This window comes from Pedobacter albus (assembly GCF_036324255.1).
Taxonomy (GTDB): domain Bacteria; phylum Bacteroidota; class Bacteroidia; order Sphingobacteriales; family Sphingobacteriaceae; genus Pedobacter; species Pedobacter albus.
On the sequence record NZ_JAZDQT010000003.1, the window covers coordinates 847,689 to 861,694 of the forward strand.

A 14,006-nucleotide genomic window follows, 5' to 3' on the forward strand; every position below is an offset into this window, starting at 1 on the left:
GTAAAGGGAGGAGGGTTTAGGCTTTAATTATTCCTGCAACCCATCGCCTTTTACCTTTCTGTTGTTCTTTAAAATCCGTACGAAATCCTGAAGCCTTCTTCTACTTTTTTGTTGCCATCGTAGGCATAGCCGTAACTTACCCCAAAGCCCAAACGCTGCAAGCCGAAATAGTACTCGGTATAGTTTCTTTTTTGCGGCTGGGTCAGATAATTGATGCCTACCAGTTCTTCGAGCTTCAATTTGCGCAACAAAGGAATTTTGTTGGTCATGAAACCTGCAAAATTGTGTTCAAAGTGCGCCTCGAAATATTGTTTATCGGTGCTGTAAATGTAAAAATCAAGGTACCTGAACTTGCGTAGGTTAGGTGGGAAAATGGTCGAGTTGTTGCCTCTGAAGTGTTTGCTGTCTGGATAAAAAACAGCTTTGTTGTTCAGGAATTTACCGGCACCCACAACAAACGAAGAAAAGCCCAGCAAACCAGCGCTGATGCGTTCCTGGTAAACTTCAAGGCTCACCAGGTCGTAATCTACATCGCTGCTCAACACATTCTTGATGCCTTTTCTGTAGCCCAACTGAAAGCGAGGGTATTTAGAATCTTCATAAAATTTGCCATCGGGACGGGTGATGTATTTTTGGCCGATGGTATAATTCAGCACTGCACTTACATTAAACGAATTGTAGGTAGGAAAAAGCGGGGTTTCCGAATCTGGCGTAAACGGATTGTTCGAAGTAAACTCGCGGTTCTTCACATCCCTGATTTTAAAACTATTGGTGTTTTCCAAAGTGTGGTTTCTGGTATATTCTACGGCTACCGAAGCCTGCAAGCCATCGGCCAGCTCCCGGGTGGTGGCCACGTTGGCAAATTCCTTCTTGTAGAATTTAGATAGGTTTCGTTCAAAAAGCAGGGTGTTGATCGAGTTGGTTAACAAGCTCATCGAGCCATAGCGGTTCAGGTCGGCAATTTCGCTGCCAAAAGAGACGCTCACACTGGCTCTTTTCAAGGGGTCGTAATAGTAGTTTCCGCTCAGGTTAGCCGTAAATATACGATTCGAAAATCCGTAGCGTACCTCTGGCCTGATGCTGTAAAACTTGCGGTCTTCGAGCTGCTTTCTGTAGGTAACGCCATATTTTAGCGCAACGCCTTCAACCGTGTTGTATAAAACAGAGCGCATCAGCGGATCGAAATAGAAATAACGCTTGTTGTACCTGTCGTTGATGCTGTAGCCGGTAAGCGCCAGCTTGACAAGGCCGAATTTGTTGTTTTCGCGTTCCAGAGAATCAAGGTATTGCTTCGATTCCTTGCGCAGGGCGATGCTGTCTTTTCGCTTGTAATCGTACCTTTCTTCGTCGGTAAGCGGAATAGGCCTGTTGTTGGCCCAATACAGCGAATCTTTTTTGTTCACGGCCTTGGTTACTTTCAGGATTTCGGCCGTAAAATAGTTTTTAGGAAAATTGGGGTGGATGTTAAAGTTGCTGTAAACCCCTACAAAATAGCCTTCGAACTTGAATTTAAGCACACTGCCGTTAAACTGGAACTTGATGCTCGATGGCATGTAAACATTTTCTACCTTGATAAACTGCTGACTAATGTTCAGGGTATCAATGAGGTTGATGCCTGCATCTTGGGTAAGGTATAAATTGGTGCCCATCAATCTCCAGCTATCGTCGGCGATGTAAATAATGCCCCTAAAAACCGGGTCGTTGGTACGGCGAGGCATGACTTCTATTTTGTTGATGGTTACACCGTTCTCTACAGAAGTGCCCAGCAATTTGTATTTGTAATAAAAAAGCGCATTGTCGGCAATGGGCGAAACAAAACTCCTCGAACTTAATCCCGAACCTTCCAGCAAAAGATTGTCGTAGAAGTTGATGATCAGGTCTGAAGCTTTATTGAAACTGAAGGAATTACTTCGTCCCGATACCTTAGACGATACCATTTCTTCTTTAACCTTGCCCGGGCGCTTAAAGCTGAACTTCGATTGCGATTCAGACAAATAAAGGATGCCTTTGCGGTTGGTGTCAAGATCTAAGGTCTTCTGGATGTCGCGGCCCAGGAATTTTTTCGGGGCGCCCACCAGTTTCTGTAGCCCTTTGATGTATACGTCGCTACTGTATTCGTCTACCTCGTTCAAGTGCTTTTTCCGGTTGGCAATAGCCTGCCTGATGATGGCATAGGCGGGGTCTTCGGCGTTGGGCCTGATCACTACATTATTTAAAGTGTAGCTTTCTTCGGCCAAAGTTTCGTTTAGCGTCATGTTGTCGCTTACCGAAATCGCTTTTTCCGTAGCCTTGAAGCCAATGGCCTTGTAAATCAAGGTATAGTTTCCTTTGTCGAGTGTAAGTTTGTAAAGGCCATCTACGTTTGCCGATACGCCATGCGTAGTGTTTTTGATGTATACCGAAGCAAAGGGAATGATTTCGCCTTTGTTGTCGGTTATTTTTCCGCTCACTTGGTATTGTTGCGCAAATAGAAAATTCAGGGATGTGATAACAAAAAACAGGGAGAGGAAAATTTTCTTCATAAAGTGTATTTAAATTATAAATATCGATTAAGTTCTGGAACTTAACACATTTAAACTGTTAAAGTTTGTTAACGTGTCTTATATTTGTAGAGCGATCTACCAGCAAAATGGTTGCATCTTAAATGAAAAATAAATATGTATAAAACTTTACAGCCCGTTCTGCAGCAAGAACTAGAAGAAATAGAAAACGCCGGTTTATACAAACGCGAGCGCATCATTACCACGCCTCAAGGCGCTGCCATTAAGGTAAGCACTGGAGCAGAAGTGCTTAACTTCTGTGCCAACAACTATTTGGGACTGTCTTCGCATCCTAAAGTGATCGAAGCCGCCAAAAAAGCGATTGACGAGCATGGCTATGGAATGTCTTCTGTGCGTTTTATCTGCGGTACGCAAGATATCCACAAAGAGCTGGAAGCCAAGATTTCTCAGTTTTTGGGTACCGAAGACACCATTTTATACGCGGCTGCTTTCGATGCCAATGGTGGGGTTTTCGAGCCTTTGTTCGGTCCGGAAGATGCCATTATCTCAGATGAGCTGAACCATGCCTCGATTATTGATGGCGTAAGGCTTTGCAAGGCGCAGCGCTTTCGCTACAAAAACATCGATATGGCTGATTTAGAGCAACAATTGATCGCTGCCAAAAACTGTCGCCACCGTATTATCGTAACCGATGGTGCCTTTTCGATGGACGGTTCGGTAGCTCCTTTGGATAAAATCTGCGATTTGGCCGATAAATATGAAGCTTTGGTGATGATAGACGAATCGCATTGCTCGGGCTTTATTGGCAAAACTGGTCGCGGTACGCACGAACATTTTAACGTCATGGACAGGATCGATATCATTACCGGTACTTTGGGTAAGGCCCTTGGCGGTGCCTCAGGCGGTTTTACCTCGGGCAAAAAAGAAATTATCGATATGCTGCGCCAACGTTCGCGTCCTTACCTGTTCTCTAACACCTTGGCGCCTTCTATTGCCGGTGCTTCGATTACGGTATTGGATATGTTGAGCGAAACCACCGAGCTGCGCGATAAATTAGAAAACAACACCAAATATTTCCGCGAAAAAATGACCGAAGCTGGTTTCGATATCAAACCTGGTTTCCACCCGATTGTTCCGGTAATGCTGTACGATGCAAAGATTGCACAACAGTTTGCCAGCAAAATGCTCGAAGAAGGCATTTATGTGATCGGATTTTTCTATCCGGTAGTGCCACAAGGCAAAGCCAGGATCAGGGTGCAGCTTTCTGCCGGTCACGAACAACACCATTTAGACAAGGCTATTGCCGCCTTTACGAAAGTGGGCAAAGAATTAGGCGTAATTAAATAGGCTTTGCCATAGCGCGATGAAAAGAAGTTTAATGATGATAGGCATGGGGCTAATTGGCCTCATGCTTTTTACCCAATGCGAAAAGAGCGATCCGCCTTCTTTTCAGGTAGCCGCCGAAGCCAAAACAATGCTCAATGTAAGCTATGGCAGCGATGCCTGGCAAACGATGGATATTTACCTGCCACCCAACCGCACTACCAATACCGGCATTATTATTTTGCTGCATGGGGGCAGTTTTATAGGTGGCGATAAAAACGAATTTACTGTTCAGGCCCAATACCTGGCCAGCAGGGGTTTCGCCGTGCTCAATGTCAATTACCGTTTGGTAGATGGCAACGGCTTGTTCAGTCAGCCTTTACCCGTACACCGCGAAAGTGCCGTTAAAATAAAAGACCAAGTGGCCGATGTAGGCACAGTGGTCGATTATGCGTTGGCACATGCCAAAGAATGGGTAGTAAGCCGCAATAGACTTGCCTTGGTTGGGCATAGCGCCGGAGCCACGCTTGGGCTACTCTATGGCTACGATGCCAAAAATACAGGCAAGGTAAAAGCTATAGCCAATTTGGCCGGTGCATTAGATATTTTGTTTACCAATCTTCCAAACTGGGAACAATTGCCTCCTTATGTGTTGGAAGCAGGCTATCGCTACACGGGTTACGAGGTGAACGTGGATAACGAAGCCTATTACAAAGCGATCAGTCCGCTTTACACCGCCAATGCCAGTAGAAAAATTCCTACGCTGAATGTTTTTCCCGAAAACAATGACATAGATGGCCTGCCCAAGCAGGATTTTAACACCTACAGTGCATTTGGCGCGCAGCTCAATTTGCTCAAGGTGCCCAACGAGCTGATGTTTGTTGCCGGAGCCAACCATACCTTTAGCCAAGCCGGAAAATGGGTGCTGGTGCTAGACAAAACCTGTAGCTTCCTCAATAAAAACATGAACTAACATTTTTTGAAGTTCAATTTTGGTATGGCTTAGTTCATTTTCTTGTAATAAATGCATTCAAGATGATTTTTGAACCGGGCAACACAAAATATTTCTATTAAATGCCGTATATTTGGCAGATGTTACAAGACCAAATTACACAGTACACCGCAGAGGTCAATGCATTTGATACCCACAATGCCGACGAACTCGAGCAGTTCCGCATTAAATTCTTGGGAACCAAAGGTATAATCAAAGATATCTTCGACCAGTTCAAAGCCGTTTCTCCAGAAGAAAAGCGGGTTTTGGGCAAAGTACTGAACGAGTTTAAGCAATTAACAGAAGCCAAATACCAAGCGCTAAACGAAGCCATCGAAAGCGAACAAGGTACAGCCAGTAATTTGCAGTTAGACTTAACGCTTCCCGGCGAAGGCTTCGAAGTGGGTGCCCGTCATCCCTTGGCCTTGGTGAGGAGAGAAATCATCGAAATTTTCAATAAACTGGGCTTTAGCGTTGCCGAAGGTCCGGAAATAGAAGACGATTGGCATAACTTTTCGGCCTTGAACTTCCCTGAAGAACACCCGGCAAGAGATATGCAGGATACTTTCTTCATTAAAAAAGGCGGCGAAAAAGGCGATATCGCTTTGCGTACCCACACCTCGTCTGTACAGGTAAGGATGATGGAAGCCGGACAGCCACCTTTCCGCGCCTTGATGCCCGGTCGCGTGTACCGCAACGAAGCCATTTCGGCAAGGGCACATTGCTTTTTTCATCAGGTAGAAGGTTTGTACGTAGACGAGAAGGTGTCGTTTGCCGACTTGAAGCAAACCCTGTTCTATTTTGTGCAAGAGCTTTATGGCGAAGGCACCAAAGTACGTTTCAGGCCGTCTTATTTTCCTTTTACAGAGCCATCGGCAGAAATGGATATTTCTTGTACCATTTGCAAGGGCGAAGGATGCCAGATGTGCAAATACAGTGGCTGGGTAGAAATTTTGGGTTGTGGCATGGTTGATCCTAACGTTTTGGAAAACTGTGGCATCGACAGCAAAAAATACAGCGGCTTTGCCTTCGGAATGGGCATTGAGCGTATTGCCAATCTGAAGTTCGAAATCAAGGACCTGCGCCTGTTCTCAGAGAACGATGTTCGTTTCCTTAAACAATATAAAAGCGCATTAATCTAAGATGAAAAGACTGATCGGGATATTGTTCATTGTGCTTTTGGTGACGTCTTGTGCCAAAGAAAACAATTTTATACCCGATTATCCGGTAAATTTTAGCGCACCGTTAACCGATCCAAGGCTCAGCAGGCTCAGCAGTCCTGGTGGCGCGGTAACCATCAATGGCTATGGCGTTGCCGGAATTGTCATTTACCGCCGACCAGATAATGCCTATGTGGCCTACGATCGTTGCAGCACGGTAAATCCAGAGAAGAAAAATGCCGTGGTTTTAGACGATCCAGTGATTACGGTAACCGATCCCGCATCGGGAGCAAAGTACTCTTTGTACGATGGAAGCCCGGTAAAGGCGCCAGCTAAAACATCTTTAAAACGATATAATGTTGCCATTGCAGGCAATAACTTACAGGTGACTAATTAATGGAACCAGAAAAAATAAAAGAAAGCATTGTCAAAGCAGCCAAAGAGCTGTTTAGAAAATATGGTTACCATAAAACCAGCGTAAACGAGATTGCCAAAAAAGCACGTATAGCCAAAGCTACCATCTATAAGTATTTTGATAGCAAAGAACAGGTTTTAGATGCCATTTTGATGGATTACCTGGATGTAAACCTGCACGAAATTCTAAGCAATAAGGTGCAGTTTGCCAGCGAAGAAGAGCACCTGAAAGCCTTGGTGATGAAAACCTGCCGCTTGTCTTTTACGGTTTGCAACGAGTTTATCGGTTGGGATTTTGTACGCGAAAACGCCAACTCGCAAGAATTTTTGAAGCACCTGTCAGACCAATTGGAGGCCTTGTTGCTTTCTGCTTACCTCGAGCTAGACAGTTTCAAGAAAAACCCGGCGCGCAGGGGAGGCTTGGCCTTTTTGCTCAAAGCCAGTAAAAGCATCGTGTTCTCGTTTGCCTTTACTTCGGTTAGCGATGCCGACGTGCGCAAAAACTTCGTCACCTTTCAAAAAGAAATCCTGCCTTATTTAGTTAAGGCGGCGTTGTAATCCCGAACAGGTTTCTTCAAAAAATAGACCTTAATTGTTGGCTTGGCCTTGTTTAATGATAAATTGGCTCACGGCTTGGTGCTTCAAAACCAGGAACGCACCGATAATTGTTTTGGCCAGTTGTATGAGGAGGCTGCCGGAACCCGTGTTGTTTGGTAAATCGGTTCCATTTTGTAGGTAAGTAAAGGTCTGTTGGAAAAATACCGGAGCCGAATCGATAAAAACATAACCTCCTAAAATAATCAGCGCGATATTGATGGCCGCGCCTGTGTTGATATTGGCATCTACTCTTTCTTGTTCAAATCCTTGCGCCAGCTTTAGCTTTTCGATCAGCCAGTCGCTTTTGAAAATCAGAACCAGCGGAATGAAGAGGTAAATAGTGAACATTACTAATGGCATCAAGACATAGGCAAGAAACGATGCGCCCATAGGTATGGTGGCAATAGATATCAAACCCGCCAAAAGCTGGCCAGCCGCCGCAATCAAATGAAGCAGGAAATAGACACCTAATGTTTTAAGGATAATGGTCCAGAGCGTTTTGAGATTCATAGGTCAAGTGTTTCGACAAATATAAGAACAGCCTTGGGATATCAAAATCCTTTACATAAATTTAACATATACCGTTTTGGTTTTTGGTTCAAAAAATGTTATTTTTGTCGAAATAGCATTAAAATAGGCGATGAGTAAAGAAGTTTTGGAAATTTCTGTAATGGTTGATGAACAATTCGACATGAACTTTAACCTGGTTGAAGGCTTTTTTGGATTAATCCTTAAAGTTTTTGGACAGTAACAAGCGCAACTGAATTATTCTGGGAGCGGATTTCTTAATCCGGATGGAATGGTATGCTTTGTATTTTTACCTTTTAACTGCAAAGAAAAGAAGAGCTTCCTCAGGCTCGTTAGGGATTGAAAACCCGAACTGGATACGATCTTATTTAACCTCCCGCCTTCTACCTTCCATCTTCTTTGGTCTTTCTGCTTTAGTCTTTAGACTTTGAGCTACAAAACTATCAACGCGGCTTTTCGTATATTTGCATCAATGAGTAGAAACAGAAGAAATAGCGCTCCGATTGTAATTCCTGAGTTGCAGATTATTGATATTGCCGAAGAAGGCAAGGGGGTGGGCAAAGCCGATGATTTGGTGATATTTGTAGACAAAGCCGTTCCCGGAGATGTGGTAGATGTTCGTTTGGTGAAGAAAAAGAAAAACTTTGCCGAAGCGGTAATCGAAAAGCTACAAAAACCTTCCGACCTGCGTACCGATCCTTTCTGTAGCCACTTTGGCACTTGTGGAGGCTGCAAATGGCAACATATGGACTACGAAGCCCAGCTGCGTTTCAAACACAAAAACGTAGAAGCCGCTTTGCAACGTTTGGCCAAGGTTGATACCAGCGCCATGGAACCTATTTTGGGTTCGGCCGTAAACAGGTACTACCGCAACAAACTCGAATATACTTTTTCTAATAAACGCTGGCTCAATGCCGGCGATATGCACATGGAACGCGATGATAAGGAAATGAATGCCCTGGGCTTCCACGTACCTTTGCGCTTCGATAAAATTTTGGATATCGAGCATTGCTACCTGCAAAAAGAGCCGAGTAACAGTCTGCGCTTGCGTATTCGCGAATATGCCCTGCAAAACGACCTGAGCTTTTACGACCTGCGCAACCACGAGGGCGCGCTCCGCAACCTGATTATCCGTACTTCGTCAACAGGCGAGCTGATGGTGGTTGTGGTTTTTGCCTATGCAAGCCAAGAGCAAATCGACGGGTTGATGGAGCATGTAAAGACGACTTTCCCCGAAATTACCTCGCTCCTATATATCGTTAACCAAAAAAGAAACGATACCATTTTTGATCAGGAAGTGATTGTTTATTCGGGCAGGGACCATATTTTCGAAGCGATGTCGCTCGATGGGTCGGAAACCAATCAGGTGAAATTCAAGATCGGCGCCAAGTCTTTTTACCAAACCAATTCAGAACAAGCTTACGAATTGTATAAAATCACCAAAGAATTTGCCGGTTTTAAAGGCGATGAATTGGTATACGATTTATACACCGGAGCCGGAACCATTGCTAATTTTGTGGCAGGCAGCGTAAAACAGGTTGTCGGCATAGAGTACGTGCCAACGGCCATTGAAGATGCCAAATTTAACGCCGAACTGAACGGAATCGGAAATACGCTTTTTTATGCCGGCGATATGAAGGATATCCTAACGGCCGACTTTATTGCCGCCCATGGCAAGCCCGATGTGGTGATTACCGATCCGCCACGCGCCGGTATGCATGCCGATGTAGTAGAGCGCCTGTTAGAAATGGAAGCCGAAAAGATTGTGTACGTAAGTTGCAATGCCGCTACGCAGGCACGTGATTTGGCACTGCTTAAAGAAAAATATGAGGTGGTACGGATAAAACCCGTTGATATGTTTCCACATACGCAACACGTAGAAAACGTGGTTTTGCTCAAACTGAAATAAAAAACATCACGGCTGGTTAAGGCCGTCGCAATTGTAAACAGATGAAAAACACTTGGATTTGTTTGTTGGCTTTGATGGTTTTGGTTGCCTGTAGGGGCAAGGTCAAGACCGATGGCCCTGCAACAAAGCCAAGCCTGGCTGAAGCGCCTGCCAAGCCAAAAGTCGATTGGAAGAAGCAAAGCGTTGACACCATTTTGCTAACGCCAACCGATACGGCTTTTGTGGTTAAAAACAAATTGGTTGACGATGATATGGGCGACAAGCAAAAAAGCTACCTCATCAATGTGTTTTTTGCGCCTAAAAACTGGCCGATGCTGTCTTTCGACAAGGCTATTGGGGCGGATATTACCTATCCAGGCGATTTAGATGGCGACGGACAGCCCGAGTTGCTGCTCAGGCCAGAATGGTTCAGCAGCTGCTGGTCAACCGTCAACCTGTTTTCACTGAAGCATAACAGTTGGAAACTGGTCAAAACAGGCAGCATGTATTTTTGTTCAGACCAGTATCCCTTAGCAAAGAGAGTAATCAAAACCGATCAGGGCTATGCGCTTTTAACCGATAGCCTAACCGACGATAAATTTATCGTCCTGAAAAAAGAAATCAAGTTTTAAGAAATGGAATCAGAAGAATTATTAGGCAGTTTAGGCCAAAACGGAAATAAAGAACAGGCGCCAGAACGCAAAAGTCCTTTGGTAAGCCTGGAAAAAGATTTGGCTTTTTATGCCGATTCGATCAAGGAGGTTGCCGTCGAAATTATGGTAGAGGGTATTTCTGCCCATCCCATTTTTATTGCCCACCAGCATGAAGTAAGCATTGGCGAGCTGATTTTGAACCGCGAGGAACTCAATACCGCATGGACTATCCAGGCCTCTACTTTAGAGGAATTTATCCAAAAAGGAATTATCCACCCCGATAAAAAAGAGCATTTCCTCAAAAGCTATAAAAAGCCGGAAAACTACATGTGTATTTTCGTTATCGTGCCTGAAGGTGCCAATTTTGTGTACTATCCTTATCCGAAAGCAACAAACTAGCCTTTTGGCGTACAAAAAAGAAAGCCCATATCGCATGCGTGATATGGGCTTTGCTATTTAAACTAAAAAACTAAACTAGTTCACGTGGGTTATGTCGCCACTTTTTGACGAAGTGGTTTTTTTGAGCGAGGCATTGCCTTTGTAGTGGATATCGCTGCCACCGCTTGCACCAGCTTCTAAAGCTTTGTTTACATAGATGTTGGCATCAGAACCGCCGCTTACGTTTACCTTGGCGTTGTTAACCACAAAGCCAAAAGCATCAATGTCAGAACCGCCAGAAGCGCTCAACTGCATGTTTTCGGCAGTACCTTTTAAATTGGCATCGCTGCCGCCGCTTACACTTAAGGTAAGGTCTTTGCAGTTTAAGGTAAGTTTTACATCAGAACCGCCACTGGCCCTTACGTTCAGTTGGTCGGCCTTCATGGTGTTTTCGGTGTATACATCAGAACCGCCGCTCGAGGTTAGGCTCTTGATGTTTTTGTAGTTCACGTATACCTTTATCGATTGGTTTTTGAATAACCTGCCCCAGTTGATGCCGTCTTTGTATTTGATCAACACGCTGCTGCCGTTTTGTTCTACCACCACATCTTTAATTACATCGTTGTTGCCTTTGATGGTGAGGCTTTCGGTGCCGCCTTGGGTCAGGTACATGTCGATGCCACTGCTTACGGTAAGCTGATCAAAGCTTTTTACGTTTACGCTTCTGCTGCTTTGGGCGTATGCCAAGCTAAGGCCAAAGCCAAAAGTTGCTATAAGGAGGAGGCTGATTTTTTTGATACTGGTCAATTTCATAATTCTTTTTGCTTTAGGGTTTGTAATGATTAGACGCCAATGCCTGCCAAAACGTTGCAGTATTGGTAAAAATAATTTTTTGTATTTGATTTTGAGGTTTAATTTGTTCTTTTGTATGCACGATCAAATCATTTCATTATGCCCGAAAGCCAGGTACTTATTCTAGATAAACAACAGATTGCACAAAAGATCAACCGCATTGCCTATCAGATTTTGGAAGACAATTTGGGAGAGAAAGAAGTAGTATTGGCAGGGATTTGGGATCGTGGCTACAAGTTGGCCCTGCGCCTGCAAAAAGTGCTGCAGGAAATCTCAAGCTTCAACCTGATTTTGCTGCGCGTAGACCTCGAAAAGCAAAGCAGTAAACTGGTAGCCAAAACCGATTTGCCACCAAGCGAGTGGAAAAACAAAGTCGTGATCTTGGTTGATGATGTGTTGAACAGCGGCAAGACTTTGGCTTATGGCTTGGGTGTGTTTTTGAATACGCCGCACAAGAAAATCCGCACGGTGGTATTGGTTGACAGGAGCCATAAAATATTCCCGATTGCCACCGATTTTGTTGGACTGGAACTTTCTACCATTTTAAAGGAACATGTTGACGTGGTAATGGATGTAGCGGGCGAAGAAGACCGTGTTTACCTCAGCTAAGGTGGCTTGTTACCGACTTAAGCCTTTGAATAAAGTTGAGTTTGGGATGACGCCAAGGGCAAGGAAGCTACACTCAACCTCATCTTTTTTATGTATTTTTGTGAAAAATAACGGAGCGTAGGATGGAGTACAATTTAAACGTTACGATTGATAAGTCGTCGGGTTTCTGCTTTGGGGTAGTATACGCCATTGATATGGCCGAAGATATCCTCGACCATGAGGATTACTTGTATTGCCTGGGCGATATTGTGCACAACGATGAAGAAGTAGAGCGTTTAAAGGCCAAAGGGTTACGTATTATCGACCATGAGCAGCTGCATCAGCTTGCTAACGAAAAAGTGCTGATCAGGGCGCACGGCGAAGCACCTTCTACTTACGAATTGGCCCTCAATAACAATCTCACGCTGATTGATGCCTCTTGTCCGGTGGTGCTGAAGTTGCAGAACCGCATCAAAAACTCGCACGACGATAAAGAGCAGATTCTTATTTTTGGCAAGCATGGCCATGCCGAAGTGATTGGCCTGCAAGGACAGACTGATGGCAATGCCATTGTTTTTCAGGACCTGGCCGAACTCGATTCGCTGCAATTGCCCCATAAGTTTACCTTATACAGCCAAACCACCAAGAGTACCGATAAGTTTTACCAAATTAAGGAAGAACTGCTCAATAGGGGCTATGAGGTAAAAGCCAACGATACCATTTGTCGCCAGGTTTCCAATCGTTATGAAGAACTGGAAGATTTTGTAGCCGATTATGATAAGATCGTTTTTGTATCGGGCAAAAAATCGTCGAATGGCAAAGTGCTTTACGATGTATGCAAAAAGCACAATGATAACTCGTACTTTATATCAAATGTAGAAGAATTGGACAAAAACTGGTTCTCTCCAAACGATAAAGTGGGCATCTGTGGTGCCACCTCCACACCGATGTGGCTCATGGAAAACGTAAAAGCCGCACTTGAGGCTTACTAGCCTGCACATCATCAAAAAGTAATTATTGAAATACAGCCTCCGCACTGTTTTTAACACGCCTTGGCTTAACGTATATTTGCCGATCAAAATGAACATGTGGCTTTGGTAGCCTGCACTAAATTATGGGAAAAAAGGGAATTTTATTAGTCAATCTAGGTACGCCAGATAGTCCGGAAGTTAAAGACGTAAAGAAATATCTAGACCAGTTTTTAATGGATGGCAGGGTAATCGATATTCCCCGATTTAACCGTAATTTGTTAGTGAGGGGGCTGATTGTTCCTTTCCGCAGCCCTAAAACCTCCAAGCTGTACAAAGAAATCTGGAACGAAAAAGGGTCGCCTTTGTTGTACTACAGCAAGGTGCAAACGGCTATGTTGCAGGAGCAGTTGGGCGATGAGTATCAGGTAGAGCTGGCCATGCGCTATCAAAATCCTTCCATCGAATCGGCATTGGCTAATTTAAAGACGGGTTTGGTAGAAAGCATCAGGGTTATTCCTTTGTTTCCGCAATATGCTTCGGCCAGCACGGGTTCGGTTATCCAATTGATTATGGAATTGGTGGGCAAGTGGCATACCATTCCCAATATCAGCTTTGTCAATTCGTTTCACGATAACCAGCTGATGATCGAGGTGTTTGCCGAAAATGCCAGAAAGCACAATCCCGAAAGCTTCGACCATGTGTTGTTCAGTTTCCACGGCTTGCCCGAAAGGCAGATCGATAAAAGCGATTATGTAGCCAAAAGCTATAATTTTAGGGATGTCAGCCAACGCGAAGACTACAACGATGGCAATAAATTCTGCTATTTGGCCCAGTCTTACCATACGGCCAAGCTCATTGCCAAAGAACTAAACATCGACAGAAAAGACTACACCGTTTGCTTCCAATCACGTTTGGGCAAAGAGCCTTGGGTGCAGCCTTACACGACCGATGTATTGAAAAGATTGGCTCGGGAAGGCAAAAAGCGTTTGTTGGTATTCAGCCCAGCTTTTGTGGCCGACTGCTTGGAAACCCTTTACGAAATCACGGTTGAATACCATGAAGAATTTAGGGAATTGGGTGGCGAGCACGTACAGTTGGTAGAAAGCCTGAACGACCATCCGAAATTTGTGGAAGCGCTGGTGGCGATGGCCAAAGGCTAAGA

15 protein-coding genes are annotated in these 14,006 nt (G+C 44.5%); 12 read left to right on the top strand and 3 right to left on the bottom strand.

Translation table 11 applies throughout. From position 1 onward, the window contains the following. Positions 1 to 68 precede the first annotated feature (68 nt). Positions 69 to 2,522: a DUF5686 and carboxypeptidase regulatory-like domain-containing protein gene (locus VRU48_RS18895; protein ID WP_330109483.1), complete on the bottom strand. Its 2,454-nt coding sequence runs from the start codon at positions 2,520 to 2,522 to the stop codon at positions 69 to 71. Between the two features lie 135 nt (positions 2,523 to 2,657). Between VRU48_RS18895 and kbl the strand changes: the two genes are divergently transcribed. The 5 genes from kbl (at position 2,658) to VRU48_RS18920 (ending at position 6,947) form a co-directional block, all read left to right on the top strand. Further along, positions 2,658 to 3,848 carry a glycine C-acetyltransferase gene (gene kbl, locus VRU48_RS18900; protein WP_330109484.1) on the top strand — a complete coding sequence of 397 codons (1,191 nt, stop codon included), beginning with the start codon at positions 2,658 to 2,660 and terminating at the stop codon, positions 3,846 to 3,848. 16 nt (positions 3,849 to 3,864) lie between these two features. Further along, positions 3,865 to 4,797 (top strand): alpha/beta hydrolase, encoded by a 933-nt coding sequence (locus tag VRU48_RS18905; RefSeq protein ID WP_330109485.1) that lies wholly within the window; start codon positions 3,865 to 3,867, stop codon positions 4,795 to 4,797. 119 nt (positions 4,798 to 4,916) lie between these two features. Continuing rightward, the gene (gene pheS, locus VRU48_RS18910) at positions 4,917 to 5,957 is read left to right on the top strand and encodes a phenylalanine--tRNA ligase subunit alpha (RefSeq protein WP_330109486.1); all 1,041 of its coding nucleotides are present in this window, start codon (positions 4,917 to 4,919) and stop codon (positions 5,955 to 5,957) included. Between the two features lies 1 nt (position 5,958). Continuing rightward, positions 5,959 to 6,372 carry a Rieske (2Fe-2S) protein gene (locus VRU48_RS18915; protein ID WP_330109487.1) on the top strand — a complete coding sequence of 138 codons (414 nt, stop codon included), beginning with the start codon at positions 5,959 to 5,961 and terminating at the stop codon, positions 6,370 to 6,372. Beyond that, a complete protein-coding gene (locus tag VRU48_RS18920) occupies positions 6,372 to 6,947 on the top strand; it encodes a TetR/AcrR family transcriptional regulator (protein WP_199136895.1) in 576 nt (191 codons plus the stop codon). The genes VRU48_RS18915 and VRU48_RS18920 overlap by 1 nt, the downstream gene beginning before the upstream one ends. Positions 6,948 to 6,977: 30 nt before the next feature. Here the strand turns inward: VRU48_RS18920 and VRU48_RS18925 are convergent, their stop codons facing one another. After that, positions 6,978 to 7,496 carry a hypothetical protein gene (locus VRU48_RS18925; RefSeq protein WP_330109488.1) on the bottom strand — a complete coding sequence of 173 codons (519 nt, stop codon included), beginning with the start codon at positions 7,494 to 7,496 and terminating at the stop codon, positions 6,978 to 6,980. Between the two features lie 130 nt (positions 7,497 to 7,626). Here VRU48_RS18925 and VRU48_RS18930 point away from each other — a divergent pair, with 130 nt between their 5' ends. The 4 genes from VRU48_RS18930 (at position 7,627) to VRU48_RS18945 (ending at position 10,454) form a co-directional block, all read left to right on the top strand. Beyond that, positions 7,627 to 7,737 (top strand): phenylalanyl-tRNA synthetase subunit alpha, encoded by a 111-nt coding sequence (locus tag VRU48_RS18930; RefSeq protein ID WP_199136899.1) that lies wholly within the window; start codon positions 7,627 to 7,629, stop codon positions 7,735 to 7,737. Positions 7,738 to 7,986: 249 nt separating this feature from the next. After that, entirely contained in the window at positions 7,987 to 9,423 is a 1,437-nt protein-coding gene (rlmD, locus tag VRU48_RS18935; protein ID WP_330109489.1) for a 23S rRNA (uracil(1939)-C(5))-methyltransferase RlmD, read from the top strand. Positions 9,424 to 9,464: 41 nt separating this feature from the next. Next, complete coding sequence (locus VRU48_RS18940) at positions 9,465 to 10,034, top strand: hypothetical protein (RefSeq protein WP_330109490.1); 570 nt, start codon at positions 9,465 to 9,467, stop codon at positions 10,032 to 10,034. A gap of 3 nt (positions 10,035 to 10,037) precedes the next feature. Then, entirely contained in the window at positions 10,038 to 10,454 is a 417-nt protein-coding gene (locus tag VRU48_RS18945) for a hypothetical protein (RefSeq protein ID WP_330109491.1), read from the top strand. A 75-nt stretch (positions 10,455 to 10,529) separates the two neighbouring features. Here VRU48_RS18945 and VRU48_RS18950 read toward each other — a convergent pair whose 3' ends face one another. Beyond that, the gene (locus tag VRU48_RS18950) at positions 10,530 to 11,246 is read right to left on the bottom strand and encodes a head GIN domain-containing protein (protein ID WP_330109492.1); all 717 of its coding nucleotides are present in this window, start codon (positions 11,244 to 11,246) and stop codon (positions 10,530 to 10,532) included. Positions 11,247 to 11,384: 138 nt separating this feature from the next. On the opposite strand from VRU48_RS18950, the gene VRU48_RS18955 reads away from it, so the two are divergent. The 3 genes from VRU48_RS18955 to hemH all read left to right on the top strand — a co-directional run bounded on the left by VRU48_RS18955 (position 11,385) and on the right by hemH (position 14,004). Beyond that, the gene (locus tag VRU48_RS18955; protein ID WP_330109493.1) at positions 11,385 to 11,894 is read left to right on the top strand and encodes a phosphoribosyltransferase family protein; all 510 of its coding nucleotides are present in this window, start codon (positions 11,385 to 11,387) and stop codon (positions 11,892 to 11,894) included. Between the two features lie 122 nt (positions 11,895 to 12,016). After that, on the top strand, positions 12,017 to 12,865 hold the full coding sequence (locus tag VRU48_RS18960; protein WP_330109494.1) for a 4-hydroxy-3-methylbut-2-enyl diphosphate reductase: 849 nt from the start codon (positions 12,017 to 12,019) through the stop codon (positions 12,863 to 12,865). Between the two features lie 122 nt (positions 12,866 to 12,987). After that, on the top strand, positions 12,988 to 14,004 hold the full coding sequence (gene hemH, locus VRU48_RS18965) for a ferrochelatase (RefSeq protein WP_330109495.1): 1,017 nt from the start codon (positions 12,988 to 12,990) through the stop codon (positions 14,002 to 14,004). Positions 14,005 to 14,006: the final 2 nt, after the last annotated feature.